The sequence below is a fragment of the Massilia sp. GCM10023247 genome (assembly GCF_042653325.1).
Classification (GTDB): domain Bacteria; phylum Pseudomonadota; class Gammaproteobacteria; order Burkholderiales; family Burkholderiaceae_D; genus Telluria.
Genome location: NZ_JBHSIB010000020.1, coordinates 113,895 through 135,888 on the forward strand (window position 1 = coordinate 113,895; position 21,994 = coordinate 135,888).

Here is a 21,994-nt window from a genome sequence, read left to right on the forward strand (position 1 = left end):
GGCCGTGATGTCGACCATGCTTGACGAAGTCTGCGAGAAAATTCAGCTCCTCAATGCTGAAGAAAAGCACGAAGTGCTGCGCATGCTGCTGAAGGATGTGGATGGCTCGGATGGCCAGGACGCCGACGAGGCCTGGCGCGAAGAGGTCATTCGCCGTGTCAAGGCGATCCGCAACGGCGAGGCCGCGATCCGCGCGCTGCAGGACTGGCAGGAGTAATCCGCGCCGCGTTCGACGCGGCGGCTTGCCCCGCCTGCGCCTACCCGTGGCGGGTAAGGATATAAACAGAATACACGCAGGACCAGGAACGAAAAAAAACCGCAGCCCTCGAGCTGCGGTTTTTTTTCGCCGTCAGGCAGCGCCTTACTTCTTCTTGGCGGGCGCCTTTTTTGCAGCCGGTTTCTTTGCAGCCGTCTTGGCCGCCGCCTTCGCTGCCGGCTTTTTCGTCACCGCGGCCGCCACCGCGACGCCATCGCCGCCCTCGGCGTCGTCGCCCGCCGCCGCCTTCGGCTTGGCGCCCGGCTTGGCCTTGCGCTCCTCGAACTCGAAGCTGATCTTGCCGTCTTTCGCGCGCGTCAGGAAGGCCTTGAATGGACGCCGCGTGCGCTGCGACACGAAGCCGGGCAACAGGTCGGTCTTGCCGTCGTTGAGCAGCTTCGCCATCTGCTCGGGCAGGATCTCCTGCTGCAGGATGATGCGGCCGCTGCGGAAATCGCAGGTCTTCGGCTTGGCCACGCTCTTCTCGCAGACATAGGCCAGGCCCATCTCGTAGACGCCGCTGGCGCACTTCGGGCAAGGGCCGAGCGGAGTCTGGCCGGTGAAGTCGACGCCCTCGCCGTCCTCGCCCCCTTCCTGGTCCTGGCCGAAGTCGAACTCGAGCTTGAAGTTGTTGATGTCTTCGTCACGCACGATGCGCAGGATGGCCGCGAACGGACGCCCCATCTTCGAGCGGAAGCCCTGCAGCGGACCGATGGTGCGCTTTTCCAGCAGCTCTTCGACCTCGGCGATCTCGAACTGGCGGCTGCCCGGCGTCTTGCTCATCGAGAAGTCGCACTTGGTGCAGGCGAAGCGGCGGTAGTTTTCCTTGACCACGCCGGCGCAGTTCGGGCACGGCGCCTTCAGGGTCGCGTACTCGCCGGGAATGGTGTCGTTGTTGTATTCCTTGGCGCGCTTGACGATGATTTGCGTCATCTGCGCGATCTCGCGCATGAATTCTTCACGCGAAATCTTGCCCTTCTCCATCTGCGACAGCTTGTATTCCCACTCGCCGGTCAGTTCCGGCGCGGTCAGCTCGTTCACGCCGAGGCCGCGCAACAAGGTCATCAGCTGCGATGCCTTGGCCGTCGGGATCAGCTCGCGTCCTTCGCGGATCAGGTATTTCTCGGTCAGCAAGCCCTCGATGATGGCCGCGCGCGTGGCCGGCGTGCCCAGGCCCTTGCCGGCCATGGCGTCGCGCAGTTCGTCGGAATCGACCAGCTTGCCCGCGCCTTCCATTGCCGAGAGCAGCGTCGCTTCGGTATAGCGCGCAGGCGGCTTGGTGACCAGGCCGTTGGCCGTGATTTTATCCGTCAAGACCTTCTCGCCCTTGGCCACCGGGACCAGGGTCGCGCCATCCTTGTCATCGCCGGTGGTGTCCTTGCCGTAGACGGCCAGCCAGCCCGGGTTGGTCATGACCTTGCCCTCGGTCTTGAACTGGTGGCCCGACACTTCGGTGAAGCGGGTCGTGACGAGGAACTCGGCCGGCGGGAAGAAGACGGCCATGAAGCGGCGCGTCACTAAATCATAAAGCTTCTGCTCGGGCTCGCTCAGGTTCTTGGGGGCGACGCCGGTCGGGATGATCGCGAAGTGGTCCGAGATCTTGGCGTTGTCGAAAATGCGCTTGTTCGGCTTGACCCAGCCATTCTTGGTGACCTGTTTCGCGAACTGGTGGTAGTTGTTGTTCTCGGCCAGCGACTCCATCGTCGACTTGACGGTGGCAATATAATCTTCAGGCAGGTGGCGCGAATCGGTACGCGGGTAGGTCAGCACCTTGTGCTTTTCGTACAGCGCCTGGGCCAGGCCGAGCGTGTTCTTGGCCGAGAAGCCGAAACGGCCGTTGGCCTCGCGCTGCAGGGACGTCAGGTCGAACAGGGCCGGCGCCATCGAGGTGGTCGGCTTCGATTCTTCGGTAACGACGCCCTGCTTGCCGCGGCAGGCGGCGGCGATCGAGTCGGCGGCCGTCTTGCTCCACAGGCGCTCGGCGCGCTTCTCGGGATCGTTCTCGTCCTTCTTGAAGTTCTGGTCGAGCCAGCGGCCTTCGTAGACGCCGGCGGCGCAGACGAACTCGGCGCGCACTTCCCAGTAATCGCGCGGCACGAATTTCTTGATTTTTTCTTCGCGCTCGACCACGATCGACAGCGTCGGCGTCTGCACCCGGCCGACCGTCGTCAGGTAAAAGCCGCCCTCTTTCGAATTGAAGGCGGTCATGGCGCGGGTGCCGTTGATGCCGATCAGCCAGTCCGCTTCCGAGCGGCAACGCGCGGCATCGGCCAGCGGCAGCATCTCTTCGTCGCTGCGCAGTTGCTTGAAACCCTCGCGGATCGCGTTCGGCGTCATCGACTGCAGCCACAGGCGCTTGACCGGCTGCTTCGCCTTCGCATTCTGGGCGATCAGGCGGAAGATCAGTTCACCTTCGCGGCCCGCGTCACATGCGTTGATCAGGGTGGTGACGTCCTTGCGCTTGATCAGCTTGTTCAGCACCTTGAGGCGCGACTCGGTCTTGGCGATCGGGTTCAGCGCGAAGTAAGGCGGGATCATCGGCAGGTGGGTGAAGCTCCATTTGCCGCGCTTGACGTCGTATTCCTCCGGCACCGCGATTTCCAGCAGGTGGCCGACGGCGGACGACAGGACATATTCGTCGTTCTCGAAATACTCATCGTGCTTGGTGAAGCCGCCCAGCGTCTTGGCGATGTCATTCGCGACGGAGGGCTTCTCGGCGATGATGAGGGTTTTGGTCATAGAATTCTCGTCGTACTTATATTAGATGTAAGGCCTGCGCATCATACAGGCTTCGTGGCCGGACCGTTGTCTGGCAATGTTCTGAAATTGCAAGTTCGTGTGGCCAGCGTCACCGGAGCGCCGCAACGGGTCGCCCTCGCCATGCCGATTCACGCGCTGCAATTCAAGATGCTTAATATCTTAGTGGTAACTGTCCCAAATGAGCGGCCAATGATAAGCGCGTTATCGCGCTGTTCGCAAGTAGCCTCTGCACCTTTGTTGTGCAGTGCATCAAAGATGCACCGCGGCCTGCACTACCGTATTGCCGGCAATCGCAGTCGGCGCGGACATGGCTTTCATGCATGGAGTCGGCGCTTTCCTACGTGCCTCTCATCGACATTCCGATACAAGCCGGGCCGGGCCTCGCGCATGATCGCTGTGTTGGCACGCTTTTGCGTGCTGTTACGGGAGCAATGACATGAACCAGAAACACAAAGGCATGGTGAACGACCACGGCCGCAGCGTATCGCGGGAGAAAATGGTGCCGGTGGCGCCGGGCAGCCAGCAGGGCAAGGCGCCCGGCTCCGGCCCCGGCAACAGGCAGGCCGGGGCGATGCTGGCGCGCCAGGGCGGGAGCGATGCCGGTTCGCGCGCGGGACCGGGCACGCAGACGGGGACGCGCAGCGCACGCCAGCAGGCCCAGCGGATGCAGGCGCGTGCCGAACAGGACCGCCTCGGCATGTCGCAGCAATCCGGCCATGGCGGACTCGAGCAGGACCAGCATGCCGGATCGAAAGAATCCGCGCTTGCGCCTTCAGGCCGGAACCGGTCCTGATGGAAAACTGAAACAGTCTGTCTCAGTGATGCATCACGGCGGCATGCCGTGATGCATCCATAAAACAAAACCTGCCGCATGCGGCAGGTTTTTTGGTCGATTGCGGGAAGCAGTTTTAGTGCAGGCAACGCGGGATCTGTTCGTCGTCGGACCCGAACAGGTCGTCGAAGATCAGCGCGTCCGGCTCCTTGTTCTGGCTCCACATCAGCATCAGGATAATGATCTTGAGTTTGCTGAGGGTGACCGGCGACTCGTCGACCGCGAGCGCGCGCTCGATGACGATTTCGCGCTGGACCGGCGTGAGCAGCTTGGCACTCTCGAGGAACTGGATGAACCCGATCGCAGCGCTGCCGAGCTCGTTGTATTCCTCGTCCACGTAATAACGGGTGCCGGTGGAAGCGGTCACGTCGGCCAGCTCCTCGCCGGCCATTTCGGTGAGACCGGTAAGCCAGTCGATCGCCTCGCAGATCTCGAAGTCGTCGAAGCCGACGGCGGAGAGCTTGCGAGCCAGGGCTGCCGGCTCGGGGCAGGCTTCGGGACGATAGTACGTCTCGTAGAGGTAGACCAGGATGTCGAACATAGTGGCGCTACTGTAGCAGCTAAGCTCGCACTGGTACAAGCTTGCTGCGTGCGTGGGCATCCGACGAAGGAATTTCGTCGTTTTTCGGCCTTGTCGGTTCGTATAGGCTGATCACCAAGCAGCGCTGTGACATGCTTTTTTTAACAGCCACCCGGGTTGCATGCCGTGTCCGCGCAGGCACGGCCGTGCCCGCCTAATGAACCACGCGTTGCACCTTTCCACCCGGCAGGCGCTCGACCATGCCGGCCAGCTCCAGCGCCAGCAGCCCCATGCTCAGCTGGCCAATGCCCAGCCCCGTTTGTGCGAGCAAGGCGTCGACCTCGAGCGGGTCGTGCCCGAGCTGCGCGAGCAGTTGCGTGCATTCGGTTTCGGTCGGGACAGCCACCCGCGGGGCCGCCGGCATGGCGGCCAGCGGCGAGACGCGCAGCGCTTCCAGGATCTCGTCCACGGTCTCGACCAGGCGCGCACCGTCGCGGATGAGCTTGTGGCAACCCTTGGCCAGCGGCGCGTGGATCGACCCGGGCAAGGCGAACACTTCCCTGCCCTGTTCGCAGGCAACGCGCGCGGTGATCAGGGAACCCGATTGCGCCGCCGCCTCGACCACCAGCACGCCGCTCGCGAGGCCGCTGATGATCCGGTTGCGGCGCGGGAAATTGCCGGCGTTGGGAGGCGTGCCGAGCGGGTATTCGCTGACGATGGCGCCCTCGGCGGCGATGCGCTCGGACAGCGCCCGGTTGCGCGCCGGATAGGACAGGTCGGCGCCGGTGCCGACCACGGCGATCGTGGAACCCGGGCCGCGCAGCGCGCCTTCATGCGCGGCCGCGTCGATCCCGAGCGCCAGGCCCGACACCACGCACACGCCGCCCAGCGACAGCGCGGCGGCAAAGCCAGCGGCGTTGGCCTTGCCCTGCATGGTGGCGTTGCGGCTGCCGACGATCGCCAGGCCAGGCCGCGCCAGCAAGCCGATGCGCCCTTTTATATAGAGCAGCAGCGGCGGATCGGGAATATTGGCCAGCGCGTCCGGGTAGGCGGGGTCGCCCAGCGCCAGCAGGTGGTGGGCCGGGTGTTCGGCCCAGGCCAGCGTGGCCTCGGCCAGTGCCAGGACGGCGCTGGACGGCGGTGCGCACAGGCTGCGCGCGACTGCCGGCTTGACCTGTGCGGCGAGCGCCGCGTAGCCGGCCTCGAAGATGGCGCGCGGCGAGCCGAAGGCGGCAAGCAGCGCCTGCGCGGTACGCGGCCCGACCCCGCTTGCGCTTTCCAGGCGCAGCCAGTCGATGATGTCGTCGATGCGCCTTACTGCGCTGCTGGCGGGGATGGGGGCCGTGTCCTGCACGGTTACATTACTCCGGTGATTTCGCCACGTCGCCGACTTCCACCGGCGCCGTCACTTGCATGATCAGGCCGTAGGACACGCGGCCGAACACTCGGAAGATGAACAGGCTGCCATACTGCTCATCGGGAAGCTGCATTTTCTTGCGGCCGAATCCGAGGAAACCCCGGCTTTCCGGATCGGCCACCGTCTTCCCGAAATGATAGAGCTGCAAGACCGAGCCGACATCGAGCCCGTCAATCGAACCACGGTTGACAGTGACGACCTGGCTCTGCCCGGCATAGCTGACGCCTGCATGGATGGACATGATGCGCGCATCGATCGCCACCGCCGGCGCATGCGGCACGTAGTTGCGCACGGCCGGCGGCGGCGCCGGCACCAGGCGGTCGCCCACGCCCATTTCGCGTACCGAACTCGACACCGTGAAGGTGTGGACATCGACGCCGGGCGCCGCCGCCTTGACCAGTTTCACGGTGCCGAGATAAGCCGCCTCATGGGCCAGCACGGCCCCGGTCTGCGGATCCCGCAAAGGGCCGCCCGGCCGGAACACCTGGAATTCGGCCGCGCCCTGCAGGTCGCCGCGCACATACACGCGGTCGCCATTGCCCAGGTAGAGGTGGCCCTCCTCCGAGGCGGCGATGCGCGGTGCGCCGGCAAGCGCGTCCTTCTCGATCACGAGCGGCTGGGTCAGGTAGGGTTCGATGGCGCCGGCGGGAATGGCATCGATCGCCTGGCGCTCCAGGCCCTCGCTGCGCACCTGCGGCGACAGGCGCAGCAGCGGCGAGTCGCCGGCGCCGCCGCCGGCCCCCGGACGGGTCAGCGAGAGGCGGCCGCGCGCGCGGTCGAAATAGACGATCTGGCCCGGATAGATCCAGTGCGGGTTGCGGATTTCGGCACGGTTCAAGCCCCAGACCTGCGGCCAGCACCACGGGTGCTGCAAGAAGGTCCCGGAGATGTCCCACAGGGTATCGCCCTTGACCACGACGTGCTGGTCCGGTGCATTCGGCTTGAAGCTGCATTCGGCAGCCTGGACGGGGCCGGCCGCGACACACGCGACGAGCGCCATGGCTGCAGCACGGGTCGTGACTGTGCTAAAATTTTTCATTGAAGACGTCCGTAAAGTGCGGCATTGACAACGGAATTGCAGGCTGCGCTCATCACCTCGGCCAGCCGCGGCGCAAGAGACAGCAGGCTCGCACTCCGAACCACACCCGCGGATCGGAAAGAGTTGCCCAACTGAATCAAATTCTGCACACAAATCCTTGAACTAGCAAGACAAACCACGTCCTGCCGGATAGGCAAGGTGTTGCATTCCCGCTCGTGCGTCCGCATATCTTATGCGTTCAATAATTCTTATATAAAACTACTAATACACCTGATATGGCCCTCCTGAAGATCCTGCGCTACCCCGATCCCCGCCTGCACAAGGTTGCCCAGCCTGTCACCGAGTTCGGCGAGCGCCTTGCCACACTGGTGGCGGACATGGCCGAGACCATGTACGACGCACCCGGCGTCGGCCTGGCCGCGACCCAGGTGGACGTGCACGAGCGCGTGGTCGTGATCGATACCAGCGAGACCCACGACGAGCTGCTCACCTTCGTCAACCCCGAGATCACCTGGGCCAGCGAGGAAAAGCAGGTCTATGACGAAGGCTGCCTGTCGGTGCCGGGCATCTACGACGGCGTCGAGCGCCCGGCGCGCGTCAAGGTGCGTGCCCAGGACCTGAAGGGCGAGTTTTTCGAGCTCGAGTGCGAAGGCCTGCTGGCCGTGTGCATCCAGCACGAGATGGACCACCTGATGGGCAAGGTATTCGTCGAATACCTGTCGCCCCTGAAGCGCAACCGCATCAAGGCCAAGCTGCAGAAGGAAGAGCGCGGCATGGAACGCGAGGCGGCCCTGAAAGCCGCCGGCCGCCGTTACTAAGGCGCGCCGATGAAAGTCGTTTTCGCCGGCACGCCGGAGTTCGCCGCTTGTGCCTTGCGCGCCATCATCGACGCCGGTTTTGACGTCCCCCTGGTGCTGACCCAGCCCGACCGCCCGGCCGGGCGCGGCATGCAGCTGCAAGCGTCCAGCGTCAAGCAGGTGGCGCTCGAGCACGGCATCGAGGTGCTGCAGCCGCTGTCGCTGCGCATGGACAGCAAGGACCCGCAGCGCGTCCAGGAGGCGCAGGCCGCCCATGCGCGCCTGCAGGCGACCGGCTATGACGTAATGGTGGTGGCGGCCTATGGCCTGATCCTGCCGCGCAGCACGCTCGACATCGCGCCCTGCATCAATATCCACGGTTCCCTGCTGCCGCGCTGGCGCGGCGCGGCGCCGATCCATCGCGCCATCGAAAGCGGCGACCGCGAGACCGGCGTGACCATCATGGGCATGGAAGAAGGCCTCGATACCGGTCCGATGATGCTGATCGAACGGGTCGCGATCATGGACACCGACACCACCGGCAGCCTGCACGACAAGCTGGCGGCGCTCGGCGCGGCGATGATCGTGGAAGCCCTGCGGCGCCTCGAAAAGGGAGAATTGCCGGCCACGCCCCAACCCGAAGCAGGGGTGACCTATGCGGCCAAGATCAGCAAGGAAGAAGCCAAACTCGACTTCCAGCTGCCTGCCGAACAGCTATGGCGCAAGGTACGTGCCTTCAATCCCTTCCCTGGCGCGCAAGGCAACGTGAACGGGACGGCCATCAAGATCTGGCAGGCCGAGCCTGCCGAGGGCAGCGGCGCGCCGGGCCAGGTGCTGGCCTGTGACGCCGGCGGGATCGTCGTTGCCTGCGAGACGGGCGCCCTGCGCCTCCAACAGTTGCAAAAGCCCGGCGGCAAGCGCCTGGCGGCGGCGGAGTTCCTGAAAAGTTTCCCGCTCGCGGGGATGAGCTTCACCTAGGACGCACGGCGCGGGCATGCGACAGCATGCGCCAGCCTGGTGCCCCCAATAAAAAACGCGCCCAAGGGCGCGTTTTACACTTCGTCGGCGGGGAGCTCGGTCACGCTTATTCGCCAAGCCCTTCGGCGGCGCGCTGCGCTGCCATATGTTCACGCAAGACCTGGTTGATGCGGGTTTGATAACCTGGGCCGGCTGCCTTGAACCAATCCAGCATATCGACATCCAGACGGATCGTCACGATCTGCTTTGCACCTGCGATCTGATGTTTCTGCGCTACCTCGGAGATATGGCCGTGCAGTGCGGGCTGGTCCCAATCGGGTTCGTACTCTTTGTTCATGCTATCCATCCTGTGTTGATCCGTGCCACGTTCCTTATGGCATGCATTTATTGTCGTCGCTGTATGTATCCGCAAAATTGCGAAAGCGGCGGTATTTGTAACGTCATGTAACAATCGAATGCATAAACACATAACGATACAATCTGCCGCCGCGCGCCGCCCTGCCGGGACAAGTCTCGGCATTGACGTATAATTTCAGGCTGCCCAACCGTGCAGCATGATCGTGCACGCCCTCTCGAAAGCTACCGATGACCGCCCCAATTTCCTCCCCTTCCCCGATCGAAACCCAGCTGCGCGAGATCCTGTCGCGCCGCATCATGGTGCTCGATGGAGCAATGGGCACGATCATCCAGCAATACAAACTGGATGAGCTGGCCTATCGGGGTGGCCCGCAGGGCCGTTTTGCCAGTTTCGCGGCGCCGGAAAACAGCAGCACGCGCGAGCTTTTCGTGAAGGGCAACAATGAGTTGCTGACGCTGACCCAGCCGCACGTGATCCAGGAGATCCACGAGCGCTATCTCGCCGCCGGTGCCGACCTCATCGAGACTAACACCTTTGGTGCCACCAGCGTCGCGCAGGACGATTACCACATGGGCCACCTGGCCTACGAGATGAACGTCGAGGCCGCCAAACTGGCGCGCGCCGCCTGCGACAAATACAGCACCCCGGACAAACCGCGCTTCGTGGCCGGCGCCCTCGGGCCGACGCCGAAGACGGCCTCGATCTCGCCGGACGTGAACGATCCGGCCGCTCGTAACATCACCTTCGATCAACTGGTGACGAGCTACCACGAGCAGGTGCGCGGCCTGGTCGACGGCGGCGCCGACGTGCTGCTGGTCGAAACCATCTTCGACACCCTGAACTGCAAGGCGGCGCTGTTTGCGATCGACCAGTATTTCGACGAACACCCCGACACCCCGCGCAAGCCGATCATGATTTCGGGCACGGTGACCGACGCCTCGGGCCGCATCCTGTCGGGCCAGACCGTGGCCGCCTTCTGGAATTCGGTGCGCCACGCGAAGCCGCTGACGGTCGGCCTGAACTGCGCGCTGGGCGCGGCCCTGATGCGCCCGTATGCCGAAGAACTGTCGCAGATCGCCGATACCTTCGTGTGCATCTACCCGAACGCCGGCCTGCCCAACCCGATGAGCGATACCGGCTTCGACGAACTCCCGGCCGACACCTCGGCCCTGCTGCGCGAATTCGCCGACGCCGGCTTCGTCAACATCGCCGGTGGCTGCTGCGGCACCACGCCCGAGCACATCAAGGCGATCGCGGACCTGCTGGCCAGCGCCACGCCGCGCGCGGTGCCGGAAGTGCCGGTCGCCATGCGCCTGTCGGGCCTGGAGCCGTTCACGATCGACGACTCCTCGCTGTTCGTGAACGTCGGCGAGCGCACCAACGTGACGGGCTCGAAAGCCTTTGCGCGCATGATCCTCAACGAGCAGTTCGACGAAGCCTTGTCGGTGGCGCGCCAGCAGGTCGAGAACGGCGCCCAGGTCATCGACATCAACATGGACGAGGCGATGCTCGACTCGCAGGCCGCGATGACGCGCTTCCTGAACCTGATCGCCTCCGAACCCGACATCTCGCGCGTGCCGATCATGATCGACTCCTCGAAATGGAGCGTGATCGAAGCGGGCCTGAAGTGCGTGCAAGGCAAGGCCATCGTCAACTCGATTTCGCTGAAGGAAGGAGAAGAAGAATTCCTGCGCCAGGCCAAACTGTGCCGCCGCTACGGCGCCGCCGTGATCGTCATGGCCTTCGACGAGCAGGGCCAGGCCGACACCTTCGAGCGCAAGACCGAAATCTGCAAGCGCGCCTACGAGGTGTTGACACAGCAAGTGGGCTTCCCGCCGGAAGACATCATTTTTGATCCGAACATCTTCGCCGTTGCCACCGGCATCGAAGAGCACAACAACTACGCGGTCGATTTTATTAACGCCACGCGCTGGATCCGCCAGAACCTGCCGCATGCGAAAGTCTCGGGCGGCGTCTCGAACGTCTCGTTCAGCTTCCGCGGCAACGACCCGGCGCGCGAGGCGATCCACACCGTGTTCCTGTACCACGCAATCCAGGCCGGCATGACGATGGGTATCGTCAACGCGGGCATGGTCGGCGTCTACGACGACCTGCCTGCCGAACTGCGCGAGCGCGTCGAGGACGTCGTGCTGAACCGCCGCGAGGACGCCACCGAACGCATGATCGAATTCGCCGGCACCCTGAAAGCCGGCGGCGGCAAGCAGGAACAGAACCTCGAATGGCGCAACGCGCCGGTCGAGAAGCGCCTGGCGCACGCGCTGGTGCACGGCATCACGCAATGGATCGTCGAGGACACCGAGGAAGTGCGCCTGGCCGTGCTGGAAGCCGGCGGGCGCCCGATCAATGTCATCGAAGGCCCGCTGATGGCCGGCATGGACATCGTCGGCGACCTGTTCGGCCAGGGCAAGATGTTCCTGCCGCAGGTGGTGAAATCGGCGCGCGTGATGAAGCAGGCGGTGGCCCACCTGATCCCCTACATCGAAGAAGAAAAGGCGCGGGAGGAAGAGCGTACCGGTATCGTCGCCAAGCCGAAGGGCAAGATCGTGATCGCCACGGTGAAGGGCGACGTCCACGACATCGGCAAGAACATCGTCTCGGTCGTCCTGCAGTGCAATAACTTCGAGATCGTGAACATGGGCGTGATGGTGCCCTGCTCCGACATCCTGGCCAAGGCCAAGGAAGAGAATGCGGACATCGTCGGCCTGTCCGGCCTGATCACGCCTTCGCTGGAAGAAATGGCGCACGTCGCGAAAGAAATGCAGCGCGATCCGTGGTTCCGCGAGCGCGGCATTCCGCTGCTGATCGGCGGCGCCACCACCAGCCGCGCCCACACCGCCGTCAAGATTGCGCCGCACTACGATGGCCCGGTGGTCTACGTGCCGGACGCTTCGCGCTCGGTGTCGGTCGGCCAGTCGCTGCTGACCGAGGAAAGCCGCGACCAGTACATGGCCGAGATCAAGGCCGACTACGAGCGCATCCGCGAGCAGCACGCCAACAAGAAGGCGCTGCCGATGCTGAGCCTGGAGCAGGCACGCGCCAACAAGGCCAAGCTGGCATTCGCACCAAGCAAGCCGAAATTCATCGGCCGCCGCGAGTTCAAGAACGTCGACCTCGGCACGCTGGCGCGCTACATCGACTGGGGCCCGTTCTTCCAGACCTGGGACCTGGCCGGCCCCTTCCCCGCCATCCTGACCGACGAGGTCGTCGGCGAAGCAGCCAGCAAGGTGTTCGAGGAAGGCCAGGCGATGCTGAAAAAAATCATCGAAGGCCGCTGGCTGACGGCCAATGGTGTCATCGCCCTGCTGCCGGCCAACAGCGTGAACGACGACGACATCGAAATCTATACCGACGAATCGCGCAAGCAGGTCGCCTTCACCTGGCACGGCCTGCGCCAGCAGGGGGTGAAACCGGTGGTCGACGGCGTCCAGCGTCCGAACCAGTGCCTGGCCGACTTCATCGCGCCCAAGGCGTCCGGTGTCGACGACTACATCGGCATGTTCGCCGTCACCGCGGGCCTCGGCATCGAGAAGCACGAGCAGCGTTTCGAAGACGCGCTCGACGATTATTCGTCGATCATGCTGAAGTCCCTGGCCGACCGCCTGGCCGAAGCCTTTGCCGAATACCTGCACGAGCGCGTGCGTACCGACCTGTGGGGCTATGCCGCGGGCGAAGACCTCGATAACGCCGAGCTGATCGCCGAAAAGTACGCCGGCATCCGTCCGGCGCCGGGCTACCCGGCCTGTCCCGAGCACACGGTGAAGGCGGAGATGTTCCAGACCCTGCAGGCCGAGGACATCGGCATGCAGCTGACCGAGTCGTATGCCATGTATCCGGGCGCGGCCGTGTCCGGCTTCTATTTCTCCCATCCGGAGTCGAAGTATTTTGTCGTCGGCAAGATCGGCGACGACCAGGTGACGGACATGGCGCGCCGCCGCGGCATGGACAAGGCCGAGGTCGAACGCCACCTGGCGCCGAACCTGTCCTGAATTCAGGCAGCGCGCCGGTTGGAATTTCCGGCCGGCGTGCTAGTCTAAATTTTGTGGGAGCACTTCCCGCGGGATAGGAGGACATCATGGCAACGCGTCTGTCAACCAAACGCTGGCAGGATGGCGTCATCCTGCTGCTGGGCGCCTGGCTTGTCGTGTCGCCCTGGGTGCTGGGCTATCCGCCCGGCGCGCCGGCGGCGGTCAACGCACAGGTCGCCGGCGCCGTCATCGCGGCCCTCGCCGCGTTCGACCTCTACAAAACCTATGTCTGGGCCGTGCTGGTCAATATCTTCGTCGGCGCCTGGGTGGCGGCCTCGCCCGTGATGATGGACGTGGTCCGAGAGGGCCCGATGAGCACCAGCATGCTGGCGGTCGGCATCGCGACGATCGTGCTCGGGCTATGGGAGATGCGCACGGACCCCGACCTGCTCCAGCAATGGGCGGGTATGGCCTGAGCGGCGTAAAGGTCCATCAGGCGGCGGGCTGCCCGGCCCGCCGTCGGCCTTCAGCGCCTTACGGCGCCTTACAGCGCGTAGCGCACCACCTTGTCGCTCCACTCGAACGCGGCCATTTCCAGTTCCACCAGGTCGTCGCCGCTGCCGGCCAGTTCGTGCAGGGTCGGCAGTATGTCGCTGGCGCCGTCTTCCATCTGTTCGATCGATTCCGCCAGGCGCAGCAGCTCGCCGAAGAAGCCGCTGCGCTTGAGCAGCGCATTGGCAACTTCGTCGCTCACCGGGATCTGCTCGACCAGGTCCGCCACCGGCACGCAGAACAGCGCGTCCATCAGGGACATGATGCCGACCGTGAAAGCGATGTCGGCGACGCGCGGCTGGGACGGACGCAGGCGTTCGGCCAGGATTTCCATCAGGCGCGCGCGGGTGCTGGCCAGCATCAGCAGCGGCGTATTCGCATGGCCACGCGTTCCCTGTTCGGCGTAGAGCATGATCTGCAGCCAGCGCTGCAGCTGGCGCCGGCCGAGCACGAGCAGGGCCTGGCCGAGCGAGTCGACGCGCTGGCGCAGCCCGGCCGCCGGCGTGTTTACGATGCGCAGCAGGTTGATCGACAGCGTCACGTCGCGCTTGATGGCGCGCTCGACGTCGCGGTTGTCGGCATCCGAGCTTACCAGGTTCATCAGGTCGACCACGGCCAGTTGCGAAGGCGACAGCTTGCGCCCGGCGATGACCGAGGGCCGCGCAAAATAAAAGCCCTGGAAATAATCGAAGCCGAGGTCCAGGCAGGTCTTGTATTCGGCCTGGCTCTCGACCTTTTCGGCGATCAGGAGTTTTCCGGTTCCCCGCAAGCGCGGGACCAGCCCCAGCATCGTCACCACCGGCATGCTGCGCAGGTCGACCTTGACGAAGTCGAGCAGCGGCAGCAGTCGCCCGAGGCGGTTGCCGTGGGCGCCCGCCTCGGCGGCAAAGCGGAAGCCATGGCCGGAGAGTTCGGCCAGGCGCCACATGACCTGCTCGCTGGCCTCGACCGAGCCGACCAGTTCGATCACGGTGCGCTCGCGCGGCAGGAAGGAAAAGATGTCGCTCATCAACACTTCGGTGTCGACGTTGACGAAGGCGGTGGCGTCGCCGATCGCGCGCGCCAGGCCGAGCTGGGCCGCATGGGCCAGCACGTCGGCCGTGGCGGTCAGGCCGGAGTCGATCTCCGCCGCGTTGGCCGGAGTGTTACGGAACAGCAGTTCGTAGCCGAACAGTGCCTGGTTGCGGTCGAGGAGCGGCTGGCGGGCCAGGTAGAAATTGCGCAGTTGCAGAGGCTGGGATGCCTGGTCGAGGCTGGCGGTATCGGTCATCGCGGTCCCGTGGTCACAGTATAGTCGCCCACTCTACTCCATTCCCGCTAATTAGTGGCTTATCGGCATCATTTTGAAACAAAAAAGATGCCGGGAAGTTAAATTTACTGCGCAACCGGTGCGCCATCGATGAACAGCATCAGTTCGCCGGGCGCGAACTGGGTCCAGGTTTCGTTCGTGGTCAGCGGTTCGGTGACGATGATGGCGACCCGGTCGTTGGGTGTGGTGACCTGGGAAAAATCGACCGACAGGTCTTCGTCGGACAGGCTGGCGGCGGCAAACGGGTATTGCCGCACCACGTAGCAGAGTTTGGTCGAGCAATGGGCGAACAGGGCCGTGCCGTCCGACAGCATCATGTTGAAGGTGCCGTAGCGCGCTACCGCATGCACCAGTTCGGTCAAGGCGGCGCGCAGCGCCGGGATGGCGGGCGGCGTGTCGCCGAAGCGGCGGCGCAATTCCTGCAGCAGGAAGCAGAAAGCCAGTTCGCTGTCGGTGTTGCCGACCGGGCGGAAGGCGCCATCGAGCTGCGGATCGAATTCCTTCAGGTCGCCGTTGTGGGCAAAGACCCAGTAGCGGCCCCACAGCTCGCGCACGAAGGGATGGCAGTTCTCGAGCGCCACCTGGCCTTGCGTGGCCTTGCGGATGTGGGCGATGACGTTGGTGGACTTGATCGGGTAGCGCTTGATCAGTTCGGCAATCGGGGAGACGATCGCGGCCTGGTGGTCGACGAAGTGACGCACGCCGGCCCCTTCGAAGAAGGCGATACCCCAGCCGTCGTGGTGGGTATCGGTGCGGCCGCCGCGGTGGGCAAAGCCGGTAAAGGAAAACACAATGTCGGTGGGGACATTGCAGTTCATTGCGAGGAGTTGGCACATGGCGCGCAGCTTACCATGGCGGACGGGTCGAACGATGCGTCCCAGGGAGGCGGAGGCGGTAGAGGTGCTGCGGTGTTGCGGGGAAGGCGCAGGGCGGATGCGGCACCGGCCTATGCTGGTGCCTGCATCCCGTTGCTGTCCCTGGCCGTCGTGAGCGTGATCTCCAGCGTTACGATGGATGGGCTTAGTGCAGCACCACCGGCTGGCTCATCAGCGTGTCGTAGGAGCCGAGGAAATCGTCGATTTCTTCCATGGTCGGCTCGCTTGCAATGAGGTTGTTGACGTCGCGACGGAACGATTGTGCCAGTTTGCCGCCGATGAACGCTTCGCGACGGCCGGCCTTGTCGACGATCTCGTAACCGCCGAAGCGCAGGGCTTCGAGGTCGCGATCGACGCCAAATTCGACCACGCTGTACTGCTCGCTGTTATAGATCATGTTCATGATGACTCCTTCTCTTGATCAAGTGGTGCACCAAGCACGCGGCGGCGGGCGATTGGTGTCGACTTCAGTTCAGAGGTGGGGCTCGCCGAGCCGTATTTCAAGTACCGAGCTCGGGCGTAAGAGCCAACAGCTGATCGTATGGTGCACTACTCAACCATGATCGCAACTGATCCAGATGCGCCGTGCTTGCCACACCGATGAACAGGCGTGTGGGCCGCTGGCGCAGCAGACGATTCAATGTAACACGCATCACCAGATTTCCTGCGCAGCACAGGCAACCTGGCGCGATGCGCGAGATCAGTAGTTTGTCGGAAGCTTCCAGCAGGAGATGGCCATCCGGCAAGCCTTCGAGGATGACGGCGGCCAGCGCATCACGGGGCGTAGCAGGGGAATGTCCGCTTGCAAGGGCGTGCGCGATCGCGGCTTCGCGCGCGCTCGCGCTGGCGCCCGTGACGAGCGCCGTAGGAATCGGATGACGTAAAGAAGAGCCGGATGAGAAAGGTACGGCGGCCCGGGGTTCAGCGGACTGCGGCGTGGTGGATTCCCCGTTCGCCGGCGGCTGGGGAATCTGCCCGTTCATCGCCTTATCCGCTGCGCTTGCCGAGCTTGCCCGGCTCGACGCCGAGCTGCTTCAGCTTGCGGTACAGGTGGGTACGCTCGAGGCCGGTTTTTTCGGCCACGCGCGTCATGCTGCCGCCTTCGCGGCCCAGGTGGTGTTCGAAATACATGCGCTCGAAAGCGTCGCGCGCTTCGCGCAGCGGCAGGTCGAAGGACAGGGTGTAGCCCTGGGTTTCGCCGTGCCCGACCACGCCCACGCGCGCGCCGTTGAGCGGCGCCGGCATCGGCTGGGCCGCGAACATCGGGCTCGATACGGGCGGCGCCTCGACGTTTGGGGGCGGCATGCTTGGCCGCGGCGGCGGACTCGGCGCGCGCGCCACTTCCTGTGCGCGGGTCAGGCCTTGCTGCACGGCTTTCAGCAGTTTTTGCAGGGCAATCGGTTTTTCCAGGAAATTCAGGGCGCCGATGCGGGTTGCCTCGACGGCGGTGTCGATGGTGGCGTGGCCCGACATCATGATGACGGGCATGGTCAGCATGCCGTCGCGCTGCCACTCCTTGAGCAGGGTGACGCCGTCGGTGTCGGGCATCCAGATATCGAGCAGGACCAGATCGGGTGCGCCGGCCGCGCGCGCTTCGCGTGCCTGCTGCGCGTTTTCCGCCAGCGTGATTGCGTGGCCTTCGTCTCCCAGGATTTCCGAGAGCAGCTCGCGGATGCCCATTTCATCATCGACTACGAGTATGTTCGCCATCTTGTCTTCCGTCTCCGCCGGGTTACAGTTGTGATTCCAGCCATGATTCTATGCCTGATTTACACTTCGGCCAAGTTCGCCTCTTGTGCTAACTTTAACAGCAAAATGAAGACCGATGCGCCACGACCGTCCGGGCGGTTCTGGACATCGATGCGCCCGCCGTGCTCGTCGACGATCTTTTTCACCATCGCCAGCCCGAGACCGGTGCCGCGCGCTTTCGAGGTGACGTAGGGTTCGAAGGCGCGCGCCAGGATTTTCGGCGCGAAGCCGGGACCGTTGTCGAGGATGGCCAGGCGCACCGCGGTGCCGGCCAGGCCGTCGGCATCGGTGTAGTGGATGATTTCGGTGGCGATGTCGATGCGCGGCGACTGCACCTCGGCGCCCTTGTCCGCCAGCGCGTCCTGGGCATTCTGCAGCAGGTTGTGGATCACCTGGCGCAGCTGGGTCGGATCGCCCATCACGCGCGGCAGGGCCGGGTCGAGCGCGGCGTGGATGATGTCGGTGGCGTCCTCGGCCAGGTAGAGGCTGAGGATCTCCTCGATCAGGGCATTCAGGTCGAGCGGCTCGAGCACCGCCGGCGGCGTGCGCGCGTAATCGCGGAAGTCGTCGACCATGCGCTTCATGGCGTCGACCTGGTTGACGATGGTGGTCGTGGCGCGCGCCAGCAGCGCGGCGTCGGGCGGCTCCAGCTTCTCTTCGAGCTTCATCTGCAGCCGCTCGGCCGAGAGCTGGATCGGCGTCAGCGGATTCTTGATCTCGTGCGCCAGGCGCCGCGCGACCTCGCCCCAGGCCACCGAACGCTGGGCGGAGATCACGTCCGAGATATCGTCGAAGACGACGATGAAGCCGCTGCCGACGCCCACCGGCAGGCGCGAGCCGCGTGCCAGCAAGGTCGTGTCGTGGTCTTCGCCCGGGGTCCCGCCCGCGCGGCGCGGGATCTCGATCTCCTGCTGCCAGTGGCTGCGCTGGCGCGTGGTGCCGGCGGCCGACTGCGCGCTCTGGGTCGAGAAGGCGCGCGTGACGGCGTTGGCAAAGGCTTCCAGCCCCGCGATCTTCGACAGCGGCCCGGCCAGGTGGCACTGTTCCATCTGCAGGATGCGGCAGGCAGCCTCGTTCGAATTGACCACCGTGCCTTCGGCGTCCAGCACCAGCACGCCGGCCGACATGTTGGCCAGCACCGATTCGAGGTGGGCCTTGGCGCTTTGCAGGGCCGCGCGGTTGCGCTCGACCGCGCTCCGGGCTTCGAACAGCTGGCCGGTCATGGTGTTGAACGAGCGCGTCAGCGTGCCCAGTTCGTCGTTGGTCTCGACGATCGGGCGCGGCGACAGGTCGCCCTCGGCCACCGCCTGGGTGCCCTCGGCCAGCACCAGCAGCGGCTGCGCCAGGTTCCCGGCGATCAGCACGGCGCTGCCGATGGCGCCGAAGATGGCCAGCAGCAGCGTCAGGGTCAGCGTCTCGAGGTACATCCGGCGCAGGCCCTCGCGCGCCACCGAGCGCGCCTGGTATTCGGAAAAGGCGCTGCGCAGCACCGCCGCGTTCGAGGCCAGGTTGACCGGCACCGAACGCATCAGCTGCACGTAGCGCGGCGCCATGCCGGGCGGCTCGGGCACGGCCAGTACCGCGCGCATGCGCAGGCTGGTGGCAGCGTCGAGCCCGTCGGGCTCGGCGCCGGCCGTGTCCCGGAAATCGAGTTCGATGCCGCCTTCGGTGCGCGCGTAACCGCCGGGCATGGCGGCCTGGCGCATCATCTGCGGATTCGGCAGGTCGCCGGTGAGGTCGGCGCGCCGGTCTTCGCTGGCGCTGGCAACGAGCTTGCCGCCGGCGTCGAGCAGCATCGCGCTCTGCATGCCGTCGCTGTTGGCGACCAGTTGCGACAGCGCCAGCTGGGCGCCGACGTCGTCCTGGCCCGACAGCGTGGCGGCCACGGTCTGGCCGGTGACGACCAGTTCGGCGAGCGATTCGTCGAGCGCCGCGTGGCCCAGGTTCAGGCCGGATTGCAGGGCCGCCTCGATCTTGACGTCGAACCAGGACTCGATCGAGTGCGAGACGAACTGCACCGAGACCATGAAGATGACCAGTCCCGGCAGGATGCCGATGCCGGCGAACAGCAGCACCAGTCGCGCCATCAGGCGCGAACCGAAGCGCCCCGCCTTGTAGCGCGAATACAGGCGCCCGAGGGCCACCAGCACCAAGACCAGCAGCAGGAACGCGATCGTCGCGTTCAGCCCCAGCAGCCAGGAATAATAGCGGTCGAAGAAACCGGAGTTGTCGGAGGCCGAGGCGAGCAGGAACAGCAGGATCGAGACGATCGCCCCGCCGACCACCAGCGCGTAGCGCATGGCCTGGTTCACGCCTTACTCCGCACGATAATTGAAGGTCTTCCGGTTCGAGGCAAGCTGCCAGTCCGAATTATTGAAGGCGTTCACCTGGAGCGGCTTTTGCAGCAGCTCGCGGTTCATGTACATGCGCAGCGACACCTCATAGGTCTCGCCGTGCTTGAGCGCCCCGCGCGGCGCGATCAGCCAGCGGCTCGGGCGCCGGATCTGGAACATCGCCTCGTCGAGGGTCTGGTAGGTCTGCTGGACGCTGCCCTGGACGGACACGTAATACTGGCGCAGCAGCACGTCGTAGGAAATGGCCACGGTGCGCTTGGCGGCGACGGCGCGGTCGTCGCGCCACCACCAGCGCGGGCGCACCAGCTCGACCTCGGTCGTGAAGTAGAGCTTGACGCCGTGCTGGAGGGCGTCCTCGAGGTCGCGGTTCAGGTCGAACGAATAATTGGCGGCGAGGCGGTAGCCTTCGTCGGTGGCCTCGATCTTCGCCATCGTGATGTCGATCCCGTCGGCCGCCTGCGCCGTTGCGCACGCGAAGACCAGCAGCAACTGGCAGGCGAGGAGGCGGAAAAATCGTAAAGTCACAGGTGGGCCGGAACCTAAATTAATGAAGCGTATTGTGCGGGAATGTCAGGCCCTTCTTTTCTGGAACAGGGCGTAGAACAGACCGTCATGGTCGATGTCGGCGCCACTCGTCGGCAGCAACTGGCCCGGCGCATCGAGGCGAATGGCATCCATGTGGCGTGCCGCGAACGCGGCCGCCTGCGCCTCCGATTCCTGGGGCCAGAGCGAACATGTCACAAACAACAATTTACCATCGGGCCGCAGCATCTGCCAAAGATTGTCGAGTATCTGCGCGGAAAGTGTTGTAAGTTGGCGCGTGTCGGTCTTGCGGCGCAGCCAGCGGATGTCCGGATGACGGCGCACGATGCCCGATGCCGTGCACGGCACGTCGGCCAGGATGCGGTCGTATTGACGGCCATCCCACCAGGAAGCGGCCTGCGCTTCGGCGGCCACCAGCGTGGCGGACAGGCCGAGGCGGCCGAGGTTGTCGCCCACGCGCGCCAGGCGCTGCGGATCGGCGTCGACCGCGGTCAGGTCGACGGCGGCCGTCTCCAGGATATGCCCGCTCTTGCCGCCCGGGGCGGCGCAGGCGTCGAGTACGCGCATGCCGTCGGCCAGGTCGAGCAGGGGCGCGGCCAGCTGGGCGCCGGCGTCCTGCACCGAGACCAGGCCGTCATGGAAACCCGGCACCTGGGACACGTTCACCGCCTGGCGCAGGCGCAAGGCGGCCGGGCCGAGGCGGTCGGCGGCGAAGCCCTCTTCTTCCAGCCGGCGCAGGTAGTCGTCGACCGAGGTCTTGCGCGTATTGACGCGCAGCGTCAGCGGCGGGTGGCCGTTGCCGGCGGCGAGGATGGCTTCCCAGTCGCGCGGATACGCCGCGCGGGTGGCGTCGACCCACCACTGCGGATAGTTCCACCGCGCCAGCGGCTGCTTCAGTGCCTCGCCGACGAGCGTCTCGCGCTCGCGCAGGAAGCGGCGCAGCACGGCGTTCACCATCGCCTTGGCATGGGCCAGGTCGGGATGGCGGCTGGCGGCCGTCACCGCCTGGTCGACCACGGTGAAGGGTTCGTAGGCGGCCCTTTCGCCCTCGGGCGTGTCGAGCAGCACCAGCGCGCAGGCCAGCAGGCCGGCCAGCATCGGCACGTCCGGCGCCTTGGTCGTCATCAGTCCCAGCAGGGTGTCGGCCCGGCCCAGCCCGCGCATGCTGCGGTAGGCCAGGTCCTGGATCGCGCCGCGCGTCTGCGGCGCCGCCTCGTAGGCCGCAAACACGTTCGACAAGGCCTGCGGCAGCGCCGTGCCGGACCGCACGGCCGCCACCGCGCTGGCGGCCCCGAGCAGTGCCAGCGCCAGCGAATCGCCCGGCAGGTCCGGGCGGTAAGCGTGCTGGAACTGGGGCTTTACCTCATGGCTGGGCCGCACCGGCACCGGCGCCGGCTTCGGCGCCGCAGGCCTGGCCTCGGGCCTTGCCGCCGGCCTCGGGGCCGGCGCCTTCGGCTTCGCATACTGCGCAGCCGGGTTCGCCGGACGGGCCGGGGTTTTGGCGGCGCTGGCGGCCTTGGGCTTGATGGTGAGCGTCGGGCGCTTGTCGGTCATGGTGGCGGTCAATACGGGAAAGGTGCACATTGTAACGGCTCTGCCTTTGGCCCGGCTTAAAGCCGGGCCCCTGCAGCGGGTCTGGGCCGTATTCGGCGCTGCAGCAAACCAGTAT

19 protein-coding genes are annotated in these 21,994 nt (G+C 65.2%); 6 read left to right on the plus strand and 13 right to left on the minus strand.

Translation table 11 applies throughout. The annotated features are described in order from the left end of the window. Window positions 1-7 precede the first annotated feature (7 nt). Entirely contained in the window at window positions 8-217 is a 210-nt protein-coding gene (locus ACFPAH_RS15995; RefSeq protein WP_379747250.1) for an addiction module protein, read from the plus strand. Window positions 218-361: 144 nt separating this feature from the next. Here ACFPAH_RS15995 and ACFPAH_RS16000 read toward each other — a convergent pair whose 3' ends face one another. Next, window positions 362-2,995 carry a DNA topoisomerase III gene (locus ACFPAH_RS16000; RefSeq protein ID WP_379747252.1) on the minus strand — a complete coding sequence of 878 codons (2,634 nt, stop codon included), beginning with the start codon at window positions 2,993-2,995 and terminating at the stop codon, window positions 362-364. Between the two features lie 457 nt (window positions 2,996-3,452). Here ACFPAH_RS16000 and ACFPAH_RS16005 point away from each other — a divergent pair, with 457 nt between their 5' ends. Next, window positions 3,453-3,809 (plus strand): hypothetical protein, encoded by a 357-nt coding sequence (locus ACFPAH_RS16005; RefSeq protein ID WP_379747254.1) that lies wholly within the window; start codon window positions 3,453-3,455, stop codon window positions 3,807-3,809. A gap of 115 nt (window positions 3,810-3,924) precedes the next feature. On the opposite strand, the gene ACFPAH_RS16010 is transcribed toward ACFPAH_RS16005, so the two are convergent. The 3 genes from ACFPAH_RS16010 to ACFPAH_RS16020 all read right to left on the minus strand — a co-directional run bounded on the left by ACFPAH_RS16010 (window position 3,925) and on the right by ACFPAH_RS16020 (window position 6,824). Next, window positions 3,925-4,389 (minus strand): DUF494 family protein, encoded by a 465-nt coding sequence (locus tag ACFPAH_RS16010; RefSeq protein ID WP_379747256.1) that lies wholly within the window; start codon window positions 4,387-4,389, stop codon window positions 3,925-3,927. A 193-nt stretch (window positions 4,390-4,582) separates the two neighbouring features. Beyond that, window positions 4,583-5,722 (minus strand): DNA-processing protein DprA, encoded by a 1,140-nt coding sequence (dprA, locus tag ACFPAH_RS16015; protein WP_379747258.1) that lies wholly within the window; start codon window positions 5,720-5,722, stop codon window positions 4,583-4,585. A gap of 7 nt (window positions 5,723-5,729) precedes the next feature. Next, the gene (locus ACFPAH_RS16020) at window positions 5,730-6,824 is read right to left on the minus strand and encodes a LysM peptidoglycan-binding domain-containing protein (protein ID WP_379747260.1); all 1,095 of its coding nucleotides are present in this window, start codon (window positions 6,822-6,824) and stop codon (window positions 5,730-5,732) included. A gap of 275 nt (window positions 6,825-7,099) precedes the next feature. Here ACFPAH_RS16020 and def point away from each other — a divergent pair, with 275 nt between their 5' ends. Together def and fmt are read left to right on the plus strand one after the other, a co-directional pair. Continuing rightward, window positions 7,100-7,642, plus strand: coding sequence for a peptide deformylase (gene def / locus ACFPAH_RS16025; RefSeq protein ID WP_379747262.1), 543 nt, complete (start codon window positions 7,100-7,102; stop codon window positions 7,640-7,642). Window positions 7,643-7,651: 9 nt separating this feature from the next. Further along, window positions 7,652-8,599, plus strand: coding sequence for a methionyl-tRNA formyltransferase (gene fmt, locus ACFPAH_RS16030; RefSeq protein ID WP_379747264.1), 948 nt, complete (start codon window positions 7,652-7,654; stop codon window positions 8,597-8,599). A gap of 106 nt (window positions 8,600-8,705) precedes the next feature. On the opposite strand, the gene ACFPAH_RS16035 is transcribed toward fmt, so the two are convergent. After that, a complete protein-coding gene (locus tag ACFPAH_RS16035) occupies window positions 8,706-9,119 on the minus strand; it encodes a BrnA antitoxin family protein (RefSeq protein WP_379747265.1) in 414 nt (137 codons plus the stop codon). Between the two features lie 65 nt (window positions 9,120-9,184). Here ACFPAH_RS16035 and metH point away from each other — a divergent pair, with 65 nt between their 5' ends. Both metH and ACFPAH_RS16045 read left to right on the plus strand, forming a co-directional pair. Further along, window positions 9,185-12,964 carry a methionine synthase gene (gene metH / locus ACFPAH_RS16040; protein WP_379747267.1) on the plus strand — a complete coding sequence of 1,260 codons (3,780 nt, stop codon included), beginning with the start codon at window positions 9,185-9,187 and terminating at the stop codon, window positions 12,962-12,964. A gap of 86 nt (window positions 12,965-13,050) precedes the next feature. Beyond that, the gene (locus ACFPAH_RS16045; RefSeq protein WP_379747269.1) at window positions 13,051-13,419 is read left to right on the plus strand and encodes an SPW repeat domain-containing protein; all 369 of its coding nucleotides are present in this window, start codon (window positions 13,051-13,053) and stop codon (window positions 13,417-13,419) included. Between the two features lie 68 nt (window positions 13,420-13,487). Here ACFPAH_RS16045 and ACFPAH_RS16050 read toward each other — a convergent pair whose 3' ends face one another. From ACFPAH_RS16050 to rsmB, 8 genes are all read right to left on the minus strand, one after another. Further along, the gene (locus ACFPAH_RS16050) at window positions 13,488-14,765 is read right to left on the minus strand and encodes an EAL and HDOD domain-containing protein (protein ID WP_379747271.1); all 1,278 of its coding nucleotides are present in this window, start codon (window positions 14,763-14,765) and stop codon (window positions 13,488-13,490) included. A 104-nt stretch (window positions 14,766-14,869) separates the two neighbouring features. Beyond that, window positions 14,870-15,640, minus strand: a complete 771-nt coding sequence (locus ACFPAH_RS16055) for a class II glutamine amidotransferase (protein ID WP_379747273.1) — start codon at window positions 15,638-15,640, stop codon at window positions 14,870-14,872. 184 nt (window positions 15,641-15,824) lie between these two features. Next, the gene (locus ACFPAH_RS16060; protein ID WP_027865841.1) at window positions 15,825-16,082 is read right to left on the minus strand and encodes a DUF3567 domain-containing protein; all 258 of its coding nucleotides are present in this window, start codon (window positions 16,080-16,082) and stop codon (window positions 15,825-15,827) included. A gap of 97 nt (window positions 16,083-16,179) precedes the next feature. Continuing rightward, entirely contained in the window at window positions 16,180-16,662 is a 483-nt protein-coding gene (locus ACFPAH_RS16065; protein ID WP_379747274.1) for a GTPase, read from the minus strand. Window positions 16,663-16,666: 4 nt separating this feature from the next. After that, a complete protein-coding gene (locus ACFPAH_RS16070) occupies window positions 16,667-17,389 on the minus strand; it encodes a response regulator (protein ID WP_379747276.1) in 723 nt (240 codons plus the stop codon). 59 nt (window positions 17,390-17,448) lie between these two features. Next, a complete protein-coding gene (locus ACFPAH_RS16075) occupies window positions 17,449-19,740 on the minus strand; it encodes a sensor histidine kinase (RefSeq protein ID WP_379747278.1) in 2,292 nt (763 codons plus the stop codon). Window positions 19,741-19,743: 3 nt separating this feature from the next. Then, window positions 19,744-20,307: a DUF4390 domain-containing protein gene (locus ACFPAH_RS16080; protein WP_379747280.1), complete on the minus strand. Its 564-nt coding sequence runs from the start codon at window positions 20,305-20,307 to the stop codon at window positions 19,744-19,746. Window positions 20,308-20,352: 45 nt separating this feature from the next. After that, window positions 20,353-21,909, minus strand: a complete 1,557-nt coding sequence (rsmB, locus tag ACFPAH_RS16085) for a 16S rRNA (cytosine(967)-C(5))-methyltransferase RsmB (protein WP_379747282.1) — start codon at window positions 21,907-21,909, stop codon at window positions 20,353-20,355. Window positions 21,910-21,994: the final 85 nt, after the last annotated feature.